Genomic DNA, 18,048 nt, shown 5'->3' with positions numbered 1-18,048 from the left:
CCTGGTTGATCCGGAAGGGCACCGTGCCGCCCCGGTAGGAGGCGGTCGCCGGACGCGGCCGGTCGACCGGCAGGTCCAGTTCGAGCGGCAGCCCGGCCAGCGCCTCGCGCCAGAAGGCCAGGTGCCGTGACACCGTGCTGCCCGGGTCGTCCTCGCTGCCGAGTACGTCGCGCTGCCACAGGGCGAAGTCCGCGTACTGCACCGGGAGCGGTTCGAATGGCGGCTCACCGCCCTCGCGGCGAGCGCCGTAGGCAGCGGAGAGGTCACGGCCGAACGGCACGGCCGACCACTCGTCCATCACGATGTGGTGCATCAGCACCAGCAGGACGTGCTCCTCGTCGCCGAGCCGCAGCAGCCGCGCCCGCACCGGTGGCTCGGCGGTCAGGTCGAAGCACTGGCTCGCGGCCTCGACCAGCGCCGCGTCCAGACCGGCCGGTTCGACGTCGGTCACGGTCAGATCCGGTGTGGTGTCCACCACGACCTGACAGGGCATGCCGTCGCGCTCCGGGAACACCGTGCGCAGACAATCGTGCCGCCGGGCCACATCGGCCAGCGCCATGCGCAGCGCCCCGACGTCCAGCGGTCCGGTCAGCCGGGCGGCCATGGGCACGTTGTACGCCGGGCTCGGGCCCTCGAACCGGTTGAGGAACCACAGCCTGGTCTGCTGCATCGACAGGGGGACATCGGCCGGACGCGGGGCAGGTTCGATCCGCCGGGTGACCGGGCCCTGCGAGGTGAGCAGTTGGGCGAGCCCGGCCACGGTCGGCGCTTCGAAGAGGCTGCGCATTGAGAACTGCACGCCGAACACCGAGCGGATCCGGGTGACCAGCCGGGTCGCCAGCAGCGAGTGACCGCCGAGTTCGAAGAAGCTGTCGTCGATGCTCACCACGGACGCGCCGAGGATCTCCGCGAACAGCCCGCAGAGAATCTCCTCCTGGGGGGTCCGCGGCGTGCGGCCCGAGGCCACGCCGGAGAAGTCCGGGGCGGGCAGCGCGCGCTTGTCCAGCTTCCCGTTGGGGGTCAGCGGGAGTTCGTCGAGGACGACGAAGGCCGCCGGCACCATGTACGACGGCAGGGTGCCCGAGACCCCCGCGCGCAGGGCGGCCACGCCCGGCGTCTCGGCGCCGGCCCCGGGGACCAGGTAGGCCACCAGCCTGTGGTCGCCGGGCCGGTCCTCGCGGATGATCACGGTGGCCTGGGCGATGTCGTCCCGGGCGAGCAGTACCGACTCGATCTCGCCGGGTTCGATGCGGAAGCCGTGCAGTTTCACCTGGCTGTCGGCGCGCCCGTGGAAGACCAGTTGGCCGTGGGCGTTGCGGGTCGCCACGTCGCCGGTGCGGTACATCCTGGCACCAGGGCCCTCAAAGGGGTTGGCCACGAAGCGCTCGGCGGTCAGCCCCGGCCGGTCCAGGTAGCCGCGGGCCAGGCCGGCCCCGGCCACGTACAGTTCGCCGGGCACGCCGGGCAGCACCGGGCGCAGCGCGGAGTCCAGCAGGTAGACCCGGGTGCCGGTGATCGGGCCGCCGATCGGCGGGGCCGTCTCTCCCGCCAGCGGCGCGCTCATGGTGGCGCAGACGGTGGTTTCGGAGGGGCCGTACGCGTTGATCATGCGGCGGCCGGCCGACCAGCGGCCGACCAGCTCCGGCGCGGTCGCCTCGCCGGCCACCACCAGCGTGATGCCCTCGGGCAGCGCGTCCCGGTCGAGCACGGCGAGCGCGGCCGGCGGGATCGTGGCATGGGTCACGCCCCGTTCGGCGACAAGCTCGGCCAACGGCCTGCCCGGGCGGACCCGTTCGGCCGGCGCGAGTACGAGGGCCGCGCCGGTCAGCAGGCCCATGACCAGCTCCCAGAACGCCGCGTCGAAGCTGATCGAGGCGAACTGCAGTACGCGGCTGCCGGGACCGACCTCGAACCGTTCGATCTGCGCGGCGACCAGGCTCGCGATGCCGCGGTGCGAGACCACGACGCCCTTGGGCCTGCCGGTGGATCCGGAGGTGTAGATGAGGTAGGCGGGATGGTCCACCGTCGTCGCCGGGGCCGGCGCCCGGTCGCCCGGAGCGGCGGCGACGCGCGCCATGGTGTCCGGGTCGTCCAGCACGATCCGTGGCGGGCCGCCGGCCGGCAGGGTCTCGGCGATGGCGGCGGTGGTCAGCACGATCCGGGGCCGCGCGTCGTCCAGCATGTACGCGATGCGGTCGGCCGGGTAGTCCGGGTCCACCGGAAGATACGCGGCGCCGGCCTTGTGCACGGCGAGCACGGCGACGGCCAGTTCCGCCGACCGCGGCAGTGCCAGGGCGACGAACTGCTCCGGCCGGGCTCCGGCCGCGACGAGGCGGTGGGCCAACTGGTTCGCCCGGCGGTCCAGCTCGGCGTAGGACAGCGTGGTGTCCTCGAAGATCACGGCCGGGTCCGCCGGCGCCTGGTGGACCCGCGCGGCGAACAGCTCCGGCAGGGTCCGCGGGCGCTCGGTCCCGGTGTCGTCGCGGGCGTGCAGGACCTCGTCGCGCTCGTTCGCGGCGAGCAGATCCAGGCGGCCGACGGGGCGGCCCGGGTCACGCACCACGGCTTCCAGCGCCCGCACCAGCCGGTCGCCGATCGCCTCTATGTCTGCCGGGCTGAAGACGTCGGGCCGGTAGCCGAAGCGGATCCGCAGCGTCTCACCGGGGAGGGCGGCCACGCTGAGCGGGTAGTGGTTGGCGTCCGCACCCTGCGCGCCGACGATGGTCAGGCCGGCCAGCTCCCGGAAGCCCTTCTCGTCGAAGGGGTAGTTCTCGGTGACGGTGATCGTGTCGAACAGCTCACCGGACGCGCCGGCCAGGGCGTGCACATCGGGCAGGTTCAGGTGCTGGTGGGACATGAGCCCGGCCTGCTGCCGCTGGAACCGGGCCAGCATCTCGCCCACCGGCTCGGCCGGGTCCAGCCGCACCCGTACGGGCAGCGTGTTGATGAACAGGCCGACGATGCTCTCCACTCCGGGGATGTCCGCCGGACGTCCGGAGACGGTGCCGCCGAAGACCACGTCGCTACGGCCGGTCAGACGGCCGAGGACGACCGCCCAGGCTCCCTGGAAGACCGTGTTGAGGGTCAGGTCGTGCTTGCGTGCCATCGCGGTCAGCTCGCGGCTCAGCTCCCCCGGGACCTCCACCACAAGGCGTTCCGGCGCGACGGGGGCGCGCAGCCGGTCCTCTGGCACGAGCCGGGTCGGCTCCTCGACCCCGTGGAGCACGGTCCGCCACGCCTCCTCCGCCGCCGCGCGGTCCTGCCCGGCCAGCCAGGCGAGGTAGTCGCGGTAGGGCGTCACGGGCGGCAGCGCCGACTCGTCGCCGTCCGTCGCGTAGAGGGTGAACAGGTCAGTCATCAGCCTGCCCACCGACCAGCCGTCCAGCAGGATGTGGTGGTGCGCCATGATCAACCGGTGGCTGCGCTCACCGTGGTGAATCAGCGTGAAGTGCAGCAGCGGGGGCCTGGTCAGGTCGAAGGTACGGTCCGACGCGGCCTCGGTGCGCTCCCGCAGCTCCGCCGCCTGCCGCTCCTCGGGCAGGCCGCGCAGGTCGAACTCCTCCCACGGCAGAGGCACGTCGCGGGGTATGAGCTGCACCGGTCTGCTGAGCCGCTCGTGGCGGAAGGCGGCCCGCAGGTTGGGGTGCCGGCGCAGCAGGCTCGCCACCGACTCCCGCATCGCGGCCGTGTCCAGCTCACCGTCGAGGTCGATGCGGAGTCTGGCTGTGTAGATGTCCAGCGAGCGCTCGTGGTAGACGGTGTGGAACAGCAGGCCTTCCTGCAGTGGCGAGAGCGGCAGAACGTCCTGGAATCCCGGCTTCGTCATGAGGAGAAGAACCTTCCGTCAGCTTCCAGTACGTCGATGTCGTCCTGGTCGAGGCCGACCAGGGAGAGGTCGGACGGGGTGTGGCCGCCGACACCCGCGGCCCCGGCATGGGCGGCGAGGGCTTCCAGCGCGCGAAGCCAGTCGTCGGCCAGGTCCCGCACGGCCGTCTCGTCGAACAGATCGGTTGCCCAGGTGCAGGCGAGGACGAGGCACGGCCCGTCAGGACCGTCGGTGACCAGGGCGGTCACCTCCAGTGCGTGCCCGGTCCGCGGCCCCGGGTCCGGTGCCTGGAGCGATTCGGCCGATCCGGCGGAGAGCGGCCACTCGGCGAGCTCCGTGGTGTCGAGCCGGCCGAGGTAGCCGAAGCCGATGGCCGGCCGGGGCAGTCCGGCCAGCACCGGGGCGGTACGCGGGTTGAGGTGGCGCAGCATGCCGTAGCCGATGCCGTGGTCCGGCACCGAACGCAGTTGCTCCTTGACCGCCTTGATGGCGGTGCCGACGGCCGGGCCGCCCGCGGTCAGCTCGGCCCAGTCGACGGTGCCGGGGTCCAGGCGCACGGGGTGCTCCGTGGCGAGCCAGCCCAGGGTGCGGGTCAGGTCCTGGCCGTCGGCGAAGGGTTCGCGTCCGTCTCGCTCCAGGTCCAGCAGGATGCTCGTACCGCCGCGGTGGTCGCGCAGGTGCCGGCGCCGCCAGTGCGCGACGGCCAGCGCGAACGCGGTGAGCAGCACGTCGTCCACGTCGCAGTTGAAGGCGGCGGGTACCCGGCCGAGCAGCGGTTCGGTCGACCGCTGCGGCAGCGTACGGCGAAGCGTGCCCGAAGCGCCGGGCGCGCCGGGGTCCGTCGGCCGGTCGGTGAGCCGGGGTTCCGCGGAGGTGAGCATCCCCGTCCACAGGTCCAGTTCGCGCTCGCGTTCCGGGTCCTGCGCGGCGACCACCAGTTGCTGGGCCCAGCGTCGGTAGGAGGTCCCCACCGGCCGGGGGGCTTCCGGTACGTCACCGGTGAGGGCCCGCCAGCAGCCGGCCAGTTCGGTCCGCAGGATGCGCCAGGATGCCGCGTCCGCCACCAGCCGGTGCAGAACCACGAGCAACCGGCCCTGCCGGGCGGGTCCGGCGTCGAACCAGACGAAGTGGGCGACATCCCCCGCCTCGGGGTCGAGTCGGCCGGCCGCCCGCCGGGTGTTGTCGCGGACGGCGGCCGGCCCGTCGGCGTCCGGCCCGTCGACCGCGACGCGGGTGATGCGGCTGCCGACGTCCACCGTGCCGGTGGGCCTGACCTCCAGGCTCCACCGGGGGCCGTCATCGTGCCTGCCGAGTGCCAGCCGGAGCACGTCGTGCCGGTCGGTGAGCATGCCCACCATGTCGTGCAGCCGGTCGAGGTCCAGGCCGGACGGGGCGTCCAGCAGCAGCGACCGGTGCCACGCCGCGACCGTGCCACCCCGCTCCCGCAGCGCGTGCACGGGCGGCGGGAGCGGGACCCCGCCGGTTCCGCTGCCGGGTGATTCGACGACGATGTCGGCGACGTCGGCCGCCACGGACGCCAGCCCTTCGACGGTGCGGTGGACGAAAACGTCCTCGGGCTTGATCCTCAGGCCCTTCTTCCGGGCGCGGCTGACCAGCCGGATCGAGACGATGCTGTCGCCGCCGAGGTCGAAGAAGCTGTCCCGGACGCCCACCGAGGGCAGGCCGAGGACCTCTGCGAACACCTCGCACAGCGCTTCCTCGCGGGGGGTGCGCGGTTCCTCGCCGCCGGTGAGCGCGATGAAGTCGGGAGCCGGCAGCAGCTTGCGGTCGACCTTGCCGTTCGGAGTGAGCGGCAGGGCGTCAAGGGCGACGAACGCGGCAGGGATCATGTAGTCCGGAAGGACGCGGGCCGCGTACTCCCGTAGCTCGGCCGCGGCCGGTACCTCTCCCCCGCTCGTGGCGACGAGGTAGGCCACCAGGCGCTTGTCTCCCTCACGGTCCGCGCGGGCCACCACGGTGGCCTGGGCGAGCGCCGGGTGGGCGGCGAGGACGGCCTCGATCTCGCCGGGTTCGATGCGGAAGCCGCGCACCTTGACCTGGTCGTCGACGCGGCCGGCGAACTCAAGCTCGCCCGCGGTGTTCCACCGGGCCAGGTCGCCGGTGCGGTACATGCGGGTGCCCGGCGGGCCGAACGGGTCCGCCACGAACCGCTCGGCGGTCAGCCCGGGTCGGTCCAGATAGCCGCGGACCACGCCGTCACCGGCGAGGTACAGATCGCCCGCCACACCGGCCGGCACCGGCGCGAGGCGGGAGTCCAGCACGTACACCTGGGTGTTGGCGATCGGCCGGCCGATCGCGGGCGCGCCGGGCCGGTCGTCGACCTCGGCGGTGGTGGACCATACCGTGGTCTCGGTGGGGCCGTACATGTTGCGCACCCCGGCGGACAACTCGCCCAGCCGGGTGGCGAGTCCTGCCGGCAGCGCCTCGCCGCCGACCAGCACCCGCAGCCCGGCCAGCGCCTCCGGGCGCTCGGACGCCAGCGCCTGCCACAGCGTCGGCGTCGCCTGGACGAGGGTCGCGCCGGCTCCGGTGATCAGCTCGGCGAGCTGGTCCACGTCCCGCACCTGCTCGGCGGTGGCGACCACCAGCCGGGCCCCGGCCACCAGCGGTACATACAGCTCCAGCCCGGCGATGTCGAAGGCGACGGTGGTGACCGCGACCAGACCGTCCGCCTCGCTGACCGGCAGCCGGTCGCGCATGTCCAGCACGAAGTTGGTGACGTTCGCACGGGTTACCACGACGCCCTTGGGCCGGCCGGTGGAACCGGAGGTGTAGATCACGTACGCCGGGTGGTCGCCGCGCGCCGTGCCGGGCGGGTCGGTCTCCGGCAAAGCGGCGATCCGCTGCCGCGTAGCGGGGTCGTCCAGCGCGATCAGCTCGGCCCCGGCCGCGACGGGCAGGTCGTGGGCCAGTTCGCGGGTGGTCAGCACCAGCGCGGGCGAGCCGTCGGTGAGGATGTGACGCACCCGCTCGGCCGGGTAGGCCGGATCGAGCGGGACGTAGGCCGCGCCGGACTTGCCCACCGCGAGCAGCGCCACCACCAGGTCCAGCCCGCGCGGCAGGCTCACCGCGACCCTGACCTCAGGCCCGGCGCCCCGGTCGGCCAGGTAGCGGGCCAACCGGTTGGCGCGGGCGTTCAGTTCGGCGTAGGTGACCTCGCCGTCGTCGGCGACGACCGCGACACGCTCGGGGTTCCGGGCGGCCGCCGCCTCGATCGCCTCGATCAGCGAGTGCGGGCCGAGGTCGGCGGTCGTGGCGTTCCAGCCGCTCAGCAGCCGGGTGCGCTCGGCGGAGGTCAGGATGTCGATGTCGCCGATGGCCCGGTCGGGTTCGGCGCAGAGCCGTTCCATCAGGTGGGTGAACCGCTCGGTCATCCGCGCCACGGTGTCGTGGTCGAACAGGTCCGAGCTGTACTCGGCGACCGCCTCGATCCCCGCGGGCTCGTGGCCGGCGTCGAACAGCTCGCGCAGATTGATGTTGAGATCGAACTTCGCCACGTTCAGGTCGAGCATGCGGCGCCGCGCGGGCACCCCCGGAAGGTCGTAGTCCGCCTCGGGGTTGTTGTGCAGGCTGACCATCACCTGGAAGAGCGGGTGACGGGCCATGGCGCGCTCGGGGCCCAGCACGTCGACCAGCCGTTCGAAGGGAACGTCCTGGTGGGCGTAGGCGGCCAGGTCGGCGTCCCGGACGCGGTCGAGGAGCTCGGCGAACGTGGGGTCGCCGGACAGGTCGGTGCGCAGCACCAGTGTGTTGACGAAGAATCCCACCAGTTCGTCGAGGGCCTCGTCCGTGCGGCCGGCGATCGGCGTGCCCAGCGGGATGTCGGTGCCCGCGCCGTGACGGTGCAACAGCACCGCCACTCCGGCCTGGAGGACCATGAACATGCTCGTCCGGTAACGCCTGGCAACAGCGCTCAGGCTCCGGTGCAGCCGTGGGTCGAGCCGGAAGGTGACCCAGCCGCCGCGGTAGGAGGGAGTCGCCGGGCGCGCCCGGTCCGTCGGCAGGCCGAGCTCGTCCGGGAGTCCGGCCAGCGCTTCGCGCCAGTACGCCAGCTGCCGCGAGGCCACGCTGTCCGGGTCGGCCTCGCTGCCCAGCACGGAACGCTGCCAGAGGGTGTAGTCCGGGTACTGCACCGGCAGCGGTGTCCACTGCGGCGCGGCACCGGTGCACCGCGCGCCATAGGCGGCCGCGAGGTCCCTGGCGAACGGCCCGGTCGACCAGCCGTCGACGACGATGTGGTGCATCACGACCACGAGCACCGACTCCCGCTCGCCGGCTCGCAGCAGGGCGGCCCGCAGCGGTGGTTCGACGGTGAGGTCGAAGCCTTGGTCGGCGATGCCCCGCAGCGCGCCGTCCAGCTCGTCCGCCGCGAGGTCGAGCACGGTGAACTCGGGCGCGGCGACCGACGGGTCGAGCACCACCTGGTACGGAACGCCGTCGCGCTCGGGGAAGATCGTGCGCAGCGACTCGTGGCGGGCGACGACGTCGGCGAGCGCGGCGCGCAGCGCGGAGGCGTCCACCGGGCCGTCCAGCTCCAGCGCGACCGGCAGGTTGTAGGTGGCGCTACGGCCCTCCAGGCGGTTGAGGAACCACAGCCGGGTCTGGCCGTACGACAGCGGCAGGTTCGCCGGCCGCTGTCCGCCGCGCAGCGCGGGCCTGCCCTGCGGCGCCTCCCGCAGCGATCCGGCGACGGAGGCCACGCTCGGGGTCTCGAACAGCGCGCGGATCGGCAGCTCCGTGCCGAAGACCGAGCGGATCCGGCTCACCAGCCGGGTGGCCAGCAGGGAGTGCCCGCCGAGGTCGAAGAAGTTGTCGTCCACCCCGACCTCGGGCACGCCGAGGATCTCCGCGAAGAGTCCGCACAGGATCTCCTCCTGCGGCGTCCGCGGTGCGCGGCCGGACACGGTGGCGGAGTAGTCCGGCACCGGCAGGGCCCGCCGGTCGACCTTGCCGTTGGGGCTGAGCGGCAGTTCGTCCAGCACCACAAAGGCCGCGGGCATCATGTAGTCCGGCAGGTCCCCGGCCGTCTCGCGGGCGACCGTCGCCTCGTCCAGCGGCCCGTCGGGCACGAGGTAGGCGACGAGGCGCCGATCACCGGGTGTGTCCTCCCGAAGCACGACGGCGGCCTGGGCGACATGGGGGCGGCGCAGCAGCGCGTTCTCGATCTCGCCGATCTCGACCCGGAAGCCGCGGACCTTGACCTGGTCGTCGATCCGCCGCAGGAAGTACAGCTCGCCGTCCGAGGTCCACTTCACGATGTCGCCGGTGCGGTACATGCGTGAGCCGGACGGGCCGAACGGGTTGGGCACGAACCGCTCGGCGGTCATCGTCGGCCGGTGCAGGTAGCCGCGGGCGATCCCCTCGCCGGCCACGTACAGCTCACCGGCCACACCCATGGGCACCGGCCGTAGGGCCTCGTCGAGCACGTACAGCCAGGTGTTGGGCATGGGGCGGCCGATCGGCAGCGGGCCGCTGTCGACCGGTTCGCCGGCCCTGATCACGTACTGGGTGCAGTTGACCGTGGTCTCGGTGGGCCCGTAGCCGTTGTAGATGTGCGCCGCGGGGTGGCGCGTGCGCCACTCGGTCAGCGTCCCGCCGAGCAACAACTCGCCGCCCAGCATCAGCTCGCGGGTGGGTGAGAACGCGTCGGGAAGCGCCTCCAGCAGCGGCAGATGGCTCGGAGTGGCCTTGAGGAACGTGCACGGGGTCTTCTCCAGCGCCGCCAGCGTCCGCGGATCGCTGTCGTCCAGGGTGGCGAGGACCACTTTTCCTCCGACGGACAGCGTTGTGTAGAGCGCGGTCACGGTCAGGTCGAAGGAGATCGGGCTGTGCAGCACCGCGGCGCCCGTGGTGCTCGGATAGGCCGAGGTGCTCCAGCGCAGGTAGTCGCTCAGGCAGTGCTGCTCGGTCAGCACTCCCTTGGGACGCCCTGTGGAACCGGAGGTGTAGATGACGTACGCGGAGTGGTGCGGGCTGACGGGGTACAGCCGGTCCGCGTCGGTGGGATCCGTGACCGGGCGGCTCGCGACCGCCCCGACGGTGGCCGGATCGTCCAGGAACAGCCGCGGCAGGTCCGCGGAGTCCGGGATGCCCGCGCCGACCGCCGAGTCGGTGATGAGCAGCATGGCCGAGGCGTCCTCGACCATGAACTCGATCCTTTCCGGCGGGTAGTCCGGGTCGAGCGGCAGGTAGGCGGCGCCCGCCTTGAGAACGGCGATCAGCGCGACCACAAGCTGCGGGGTGCGGGGCAGAGCGACCGCGACCCAGTCCTCGGCCCCCACGCCGCGCGCGATCAGGTGGTGCGCCAACCGGTTGGCGCGCTCGTTGAGGTCGTGGTACGTCACCTCGTCGTCCCGGCAGACCAGCGCGACGGCGTCCGGGGTCTTCGCCACCTGGTGCGTGAACCGCTCGACGAACGTCGGTGGGGCCTCCTCGCGGATCTCACCGACACCGAGGGCGAGGATGCGCCGGCGGCCGGCCTCGTCGAGCAGCTCCAGCTCACTCACCCGCTGCGCGGGGTCGGCGGCGACCGACTCCAGCAGGCAGCGGAACCGGGCGGAGATGTCCTCCGCCGTGACGCGGTCGTACAGGTCGGTGCTGTAGCTGAGCAGACCGGTGATGCCGGCCGGCGTGCCGTCGTCGGCGTACCGGTCGCCCATGGAGAACGACAGGTCGAACTTGGCGACCTCGGTGTTGACCGGGTGCAGGCGGGTGCGCACGCCGGGGAACTCCAGCTCCATCTCGGGCGTGTTCTCGAAGTTGAGCAGCACCTGGAAGAGCGGATGCCGGGAGAGCGAGCGTTCCGGCTTGAGCGTCTCGACCAGCAGCTCGAAGGGCACGTCCTGGTTGGCGTAGGCGGACAGGTCCGCCTCACGCACCCGGCCGAGGAGCTGCCGGAAGGTCGGGTCACCGGACAGGTCGTTGCGCAGCACGAGGGTGTTGACGAAGAAGCCGATGAGGTCGACCAGCGACTCGTCGTTGCGCCCGGCGACCGAGGTGCCGATCGGGATGTCCTCGCCGCCGCCCATTCGGTTCAGCAGCGCGGCCAGAGCGGCCTGCATGAGCATGAACAGGCTGGCGCCGCTGGCGCGGGCGATCTCCTGCAGCCGGGCGTGCAGCTCGGCGCCGATGGCGATCGGCACGAATCCGCCGCCGTGGCTGGGCAGAGCCGGGCGGGGCCGGTCGGTCTGCAGGTCCAGCTGGTCCGGCAGGCCGGCCAGCGCGGACTTCCAGTAGTCGATCTGCCGCCTCAGCACGCTGCCGGAGTCGTCGAGGCCGCCGAGGATCTGCCGCTGCCAGAGCGCGTAGTCGGCGTACTGCACCGGCAGGGGCGTCCAGTCCGGGGCGTGGGCCGCCCGGCGCGCGGTGTAGGCGCCGGCGAAGTCGCTCACCAGCCCGGCGAACGACCAGCCGTCGGCCGCGATGTGGTGTACCAGGATCAAGAAGACCTGCTCGGTGGGGCTGAGCACGAACAGCTCCGCCCGGATGGGCAGTTCGTTCTCCAGGTCGAATCCGCGGCGGGCGGCCGCCGTCAACGCGGCGTCCAGTTCCGGCTCGGTCAGCTCGGTCACCGAGATCCGCGGACGGGCCTCCCGCGGGGGCACGACGTACTGGATCGGCACGCCGTCGCGCTCGCGGAAGACCGTGCGCAGGCTCTCGTGCCGGACCATCACGTCGTGCAGGGCCTCGTAGAGCGCAGCACGGTCGGCCTGGCCGGTGAAGCGGAGGGAGACGCCGAGATTGTAGGTCGGGCTCGGGCCCTCCAGGCGGTTGAGGAACCACAGCCGCTGCTGGGTGAACGACACCGGCACCTCCGCCGGGCGTTCCATCGGGACGACGCGGGGCCTGGCCGTACCGGCCTGCTCGACCAGTTTCGCCAGCTCGGACACGGTCGGCGCCTCGAACAGGTCGCGCACCGCGAGGTCGACGCCGAGCACCGACTGGATCCTGATGATCAACCGGTTGGCGATCAGCGAGTGCCCACCGAGGTCGAAGAAGCCGTCGTCGATGCCGACCGAGGACAGTTCCAGGATCTCCGCGAAGAGACCGCACAGCACCTGCTCGTGGGGGGTGCGGGGCTGCCGGCCCGCCTTGTCGCCGGCGAACTGCGGTGAGGGCAGGGCGTTGCGGTCGAGCTTGCCGTTGGGGTTGAGCGGCAGTCTGCGCAGGGTGACGAAGGCCGCCGGCATCATGTAGCTGGGCAGGGTCGTTGTCACCAGCTCGCGCAGGCGCTCGGTGTCGGCCTCGGAGCCGGAGACCGGCACGACGTACGCGACGAGCTGCTTGTGGTGGTGCCGGTCCTCCCGGGCGACCACCACCACCTGTGCCACGGCGGGGTCCTTGGCGATCAGCGACTCGATCTCGCCGGTCTCGATACGGAATCCGCGCACCTTCACCTGCTCGTCGGTGCGCCCCTGGTACACCAACTGGCCGTCGGGCGTCCACCGCACCAGGTCACCGGTCCGGTACAGGCGGGAGCCCGGAGGACCGAACGGGCTGGCCACGAAACGCTCCGCGGTCAGGGCAGGGCGGTCCAGGTAGCCGCGGGCCAGGCACGCGCCCGCCAAATACAGCTCGCCCGCGACGGCGGCGGGAACCGGACGCAGCCAGGAGTCCAGCACGTAGACCTGGGTGTTGGAGACCGGACGGCCGATCAGCGGCTCGGCCGGGCCGTCGTCGGAATACCACGCCGTCGCGTAGACCGTGGCCTCGGTCGGGCCGTAGATGTTGGCGATGCGCGCCTTCGGCATGACCGCGCGGATGTCCGTCATCGCCCGGCCGGTGAGTGCCTCTCCGGCGAGCACCAGCAGACCGGCCGAGGCGGGGACGGTGTCCTGGCTGATCAACTGGGCCAGCGCGGACGGCACCGCACTGATCATGCCGCCCGACCAGCCGTCCCGTCGCTCGGCAAGTGCTAGCAGGTCGCGCACGACGTCGATGCGTCCGCCGGCCGCCAGCGGCCCGAAGATCTCGAAGACCGATACGTCGAAGTTGAGCGAGGTCGACGCCAGCGCGTGGGACAGGGCGGGCGTGCCGATCTCCCGTGCCGCCCAGGTGACGAGGTTGACCACGTTGCGGTGCTGCACCACGACGCCCTTGGGCGTTCCGGTCGAGCCGGAGGTGTAGATGACATAGGCGGCGTTGTCCGGCCGCAGCGGCGCCATCCGTTCCGCGTCGACCGGATTGGTCCCGGGCCGGGCCGCGACCGACTCCACCGTCCCGGGGTCGTCCAGTGCCAGCGCGGGCACCTTCGCGACCGCCTCCTCCGGCCAGCCGGCCAGCACCCCCTCGGTGCTCACCAGCAGCACCGGGGCGGCGTCGGACAGCAGCAGCGCGACGCGCTCGATGGGATACGACGGGTCCACGGGCAGGTACGCCGCACCCGACTTGAGCACCGCCAGCAGGGCGACGACCAGATCCACGGAACGTGGCAGGCCCAGTGCGACCACACGCTCGGTACCGGCTCCCCGGGTGATCAGTTCGTGCGCCAGCCGGTTGGCGCACGCGTGCAGTTCGCCGTAGGTGAGTGACCGGGAGCCGTCGCACACCGCCACCGCGTCCGGATTCTCCGCCGCCGTCCGCTCCAGCAGGTCGACCAATGTCCCCGCCGGTACGTCGGCGTGCGTGTCGTTCCATTCCCGCAGAATCCGCCGCCGCTCGGCCGGGGACAACACGTCGACCGCCCGCACCGGCGTTTCCGGATTCGCGACGACTACCTGGAGGAAACGCAGCAGACGGTCGGTGAGCAATTCCACGCTGGAGCGGTCGAAGAGGTCCATCCGGAATTCGACCGTCGCGTCGATACCGCCCGGCACCCCCGTACCGTCGACGTACTCGCTGAATTCGAAGGAAAGGTCGAACTTGGCCATCGTGCGCACGCCCGGCTCCGCGACCGCTTTCAGACCGGGGAAGTCCAGGGTGGTGTCCAACTTCTTCTGTAGCGAGAACAGCACCTGGCACAGCGGGTGGCGGGCCAGTGAGCGCTCGGGGTTCAGCACCTCGACCAGTCGCTCGAACGGCACGTCCTGGTGGGCGTAGGCCGCCAGGTCCGACTCCCGCACCCTGTCCAGCAGCTCGCGGAAGGTGGGATCGCCGGAGACGTCGGTCCGCAACACCAGGGTGTTGACGAAGAAGCCGACCATCCGGTCCAGGGCGTCATCGGTACGGCCGGCTATCGGGCTGCCGAGCACCACGTCGGGGCCGGTGCCCAGCACCGACAGCAGCGAGGCGAGGCCCGCCTGGAGCACCATGAACAGTGTGGTACCGGTCTGCCGGGCCAGTTCGGCGAGGCCGTGGTGCAGCTCGGCCGGCAGCCCGAGCTCCACCACATCGGACTGGTAGTCCGCCTCAGCCGGTCGCGGCCGGTCGGTGGGGAGCGCGGTCTCCTCCGGCAGCCCGGCCAGCTCCGAGCGCCAGAAGGCGAGTTGCCGCGCCATGGTGCTGTAGGGGTCCCGGTCGTCGCCGAGCACATTCCGCTGCCACAGTGTGTAGTCGGCGTACTGGGCCGCGAGCGGCTGCCAGTCCGGCTCCGATCTCCGGACCCGGGCGGCGTACGCCGTGGACAGGTCCCCGGCCAGTACGCCCAGCGACCATCCGTCCGCGGCGACGTGGTGCACCACGACGGACAGCACGTGCTCTTCCTCGCCGAGCGAGAACAGGTCGACGTGCAGCGGCAGTTCGGTCGCCAGGTCGAACGGCCCGGCCGCGCAGCCCGCCAGTGCCGCGGGCAGGTCCTCGGCGGCGATCGCCGAGACAGGCAGCTCGATCGTGGCTGCCTCCGGGTCCAGGACGACCTGGCTCGGAATGCCCTTCACGTCGGGGAAGACGGTGCGCAGGCTCTCGTGCCGGGCGAGCAGGTCGCCGAACGCCGCGAGCAGCGCGTCCTGGTCCAGCGGTCCGGACAGGCGCAACACCAGCGGGATGTTGTAAGCCGAGCCCGGTCCTTCCAGCCGGTCCAGGAACCACAGACGGTTCTGGGCGTACGACAGCGGTATCTCCGCCGGCCGGGGCATCGGGGAGACGCCGGAACGGGCGTTCTCGGCGGAGCCGACGCGCTCCGCCACGGCGGCGACGGTGGGCGTCTCGAACAGCGTCCGGATCTGCAGCTCCACGCCGAACACCGAGCGGATCCGGCTGACCAGCCGGGTGGCCAGCAGGGAGTGGCCGCCCACGTCGAAGAAGTTGTCGTCGATCGTGACGCTCGACACGCCGAGGACCTCGGCGAACAGACCGCACAGGACCTCCTCGGCCGGTGTGCGGGGGGCCCGGCCGGCCGAGCCGGCGACGAACTCCGGCTCCGGCAGCGCCTTGCGGTCCAGTTTGCCGTTGACGGTGATCGGCAGTTCAGGCAGGACCACGAACGCCGCGGGCACCATGTAGTCCGGCAGGGCGGCCGCCACGGCCTCGCGCAGCGCGCGGAGGTCGAGACCGGCGCGGTCGCCGACCGGTGTGAGGTAGGCGACCAGGCGCTTGTCGCCGGGCTGGTCCTCGCGCACGATCACCGCGGCCTGCGCGACCTCGGCCACGCCCTCCACCACGGCTTCGACCTCGCCCAGCTCGATCCGGAAACCACGGATCTTCACCTGCTGGTCGGCCCGGCCGACGAACTCCAGCTCCCCGTCCGGTGTCCAGCACGCCACGTCGCCGGTGCGGTACATGCGGCTGCCGGGCGCGCCGAAGGGATCGGCGACGAACCGATGCGAGGTCAGGTCGGCACGTTGGTGGTAGCCGCGTGCGAGCCCGTCGCCTGAGACATACATCTCCGCGGCCACTCCGGGCGGCACCGGTCGCAGTGCGTCGTCCAGCAGATAGATCCCGAGGTCGGGGATCGGCACACCGATCACGCTGCCCCGTTCGGCGAGCACGGTCCGCCGGTCGAGCGCGACGTGGCTGACGTGCACGGTGGTCTCCGTGATGCCGTACATGTTCACCAGGACCGGCGCGTGGTCCGGATGCCGTTCGTACCAGCTCTCCAGCCGCCGTGGATCGAGCGCCTCGCCGCCGAAGACGACGTACCGCAAGGCCAGTTCGGCTCCGGCCTCGGGGTTCTCCCTGTCGGCCCGCATGAGCTGGTGGAAGGCGGACGGGGTCTGGTTGAGCACCGTGACGCGTTCGCGGGCCAGCAGCCGCAGGAACTCCACCGGCGAGCGGCTCACCTCGTGCGGGACGACCACCAGCTTGCCGCCGTGCAGCAGCGGGCCCCAGATCTCCCACACCGAGAAGTCGAAGGCGTAGGAGTGGAACAGCGTCCACACGTCCTCGGCCCCGAAGCGGAACCAGTGCCCGGTCGCGGTGAACAGCCGGAGCACGTTGCGGTGCGGGACGACCACGCCCTTGGGCCGGCCGGTGGACCCGGAGGTGTAGATCATGTACGCCGGGTGCCGCGGGTCGAGCGGGGCGCGCCGCTCCGCGTCGGTGACGTCGCCGCTCGCCCGGCCGGCCACCTCGGCGGCGGTCAGTGGGTCGTCGAGCGCCAGAAGCTCGGCGGCGCCGGCCTCCCGCAGGCGTTCCGCGCTCGCCGTGTCGGTCAGCACCACGTCGGGCGCGGCGTCCGCGAGCATGAACGCGATCCGCTCGGCGGGGTAAGCCGGGTCCAACGGCAGGTAGGCCGCGCCGGCCTTGAGGGTGGCGAGCAGCGCGACGAGCATCTCCACCGAGCGGGGCAGCGCGAGCGCGACGAACCGCTCGGGACCTATGCCCCGGGAGATGAGCGCCCTGGCCAGCCGGTTGGCCCGGGCGTTGATCACCCGGTAGCTGTGGCCGACGCCGTCCAGCGCGACGGCTGTGCGCTCGGGGTGGTCGGCGGCGACCCGCTCGAACAGCTCCGGCAGTGTCGCGGCGGGGGTCTCCACGGGCACGGGCCGGGTGAGCAGGTGCGCGACTTCCCCGGCGGTGACGACGTCCAGGCGCCCGAGCGGCGTGCCGGGGTCACAGGCACACAGCCTGGAGAGCAGGTCCAGGAAACGGTCCTGGTGCGTGGCGAGGGATTCATCGTCGTACAGCGCGGAGTTGGCGTCGAAGTCGAAGCGCAGGGCGCCGTCGGCGGCGCGGGTGTCCAGCACGATCGCGAGGTCGGTGACCGGGCCGCTGGGCAGGTTGCGCACGGTCGCACCGAGGCCGGCGAAGTCCAGGCCGTAGTCGAACAGGATCAGGTTGACGTGCGGTCCGATCAGGTGCTGCTCAGGGCCGAGTTTCAGATCACGCCGCATGTCCTCGTGGCGGTACCGCTGGTGGCGGACGGCCTGCCGCATCTCGGCGGCGACGGTGGTGAACAGGTCGCTCACGCTCGTGTCCGGCCGGACACGCAGCCGCAGGGGGACCAGGTTGGACACGCTGCCGGGGACGGCCCGCATGGCCTGGTCCTGCCGTGCGGCGACCGGCAGCCCGATGACCACCTCGTCGGTGCCGGTGAGGCGCCGCAGGTAAACGGCGAGCGCGGCCACGACCACGGTCGGCCAGCCGGTGCCGGCCTCGCGCGCGATGCCCCGGATCGCCTCGGTCTCGTCGGCGCCCAGCAGATGGCTGCGGCGGATCACCTTGCGGGGCAGGTGCTGCCCGCCGCCGGAGAGGCTCACCGGGGTCTGCGCGCCGGTCAGCCGCTCCGTCCAGAAGGCCCGGTCGGCCTCGCGGTCCGTGGAACCGTCGTAGTCGCGGGCGGCGTCCACCAGGCCCCGCAGCGGAGGAAACGGGTTGGCCGGCACGGGGACGGCCGCCATCAGGGCGGAGTAGACCTGGGCCACCCGCGGCACGAACATGGCGATGCTGGCGCCGTCCAGCAGGATGTGGTGGACCCTCAGGTACCAGAACCAGCGATCCGCGGCGATCCTGAAGAGGGCGAAGGTGAACAGCCGGTCGCCGAACAGGTCGACCGGACGCTCGCGGTCCTCGTCCATCCACGTCCGCGCTCTCCCGACCGGGTCGGCATCCGCGGAGACGTCCAGGACGTGGAAGGGGAAGTCGACGGTGGCAAGGATCCGCTGCTCGGGGATGTCGCCCTGCTCGGCGAACCGCACCCGCAGCGCGTCCGTCTCGCCGACCACCCGGCGAAGCGCGGTTTCCAGGAATTCCGGATCGATCGGCCCGTGAATGTCCACGTATTCGGCGATGTTGTAGACGGTGTTGGTGACGTCAATCCGCTGCGCGAACCAAATACCTGATTGGGCCGGCGTCAGAGGGAGTCGGGTATCACCGGATTGTGGCAC

At 72.1% G+C, this 18,048-nt stretch carries 2 protein-coding genes (1 of these 2 only partly in view); both read right to left on the bottom strand.

What is annotated here, in order from left to right; translation table 11 throughout:
• Positions 1-3,826, bottom strand: partial view of a non-ribosomal peptide synthetase gene (locus IF11_RS0126475; RefSeq protein WP_051746232.1) — the beginning only. It extends 10,355 nt beyond the left edge of the window; the window shows 3,826 of its 14,181 coding nt (coding positions 1-3,826); the start codon lies at positions 3,824-3,826; the stop codon falls past the left edge of the window.
• Positions 3,823-18,048, bottom strand: coding sequence for a non-ribosomal peptide synthetase (locus IF11_RS0126470; RefSeq protein WP_037728606.1), 14,226 nt, complete (start codon positions 18,046-18,048; stop codon positions 3,823-3,825). The genes IF11_RS0126475 and IF11_RS0126470 overlap by 4 nt, the downstream gene beginning before the upstream one ends.

This window comes from Streptomyces scopuliridis RB72 (genome assembly GCF_000718095.1).
GTDB classification, from domain to species: Bacteria; Actinomycetota; Actinomycetes; order Streptomycetales; family Streptomycetaceae; genus Streptomyces; species Streptomyces scopuliridis.
The sequence above is the reverse complement of the archived record's forward strand: the minus strand, read 5'-3'. Positions and strand labels throughout refer to the sequence as shown.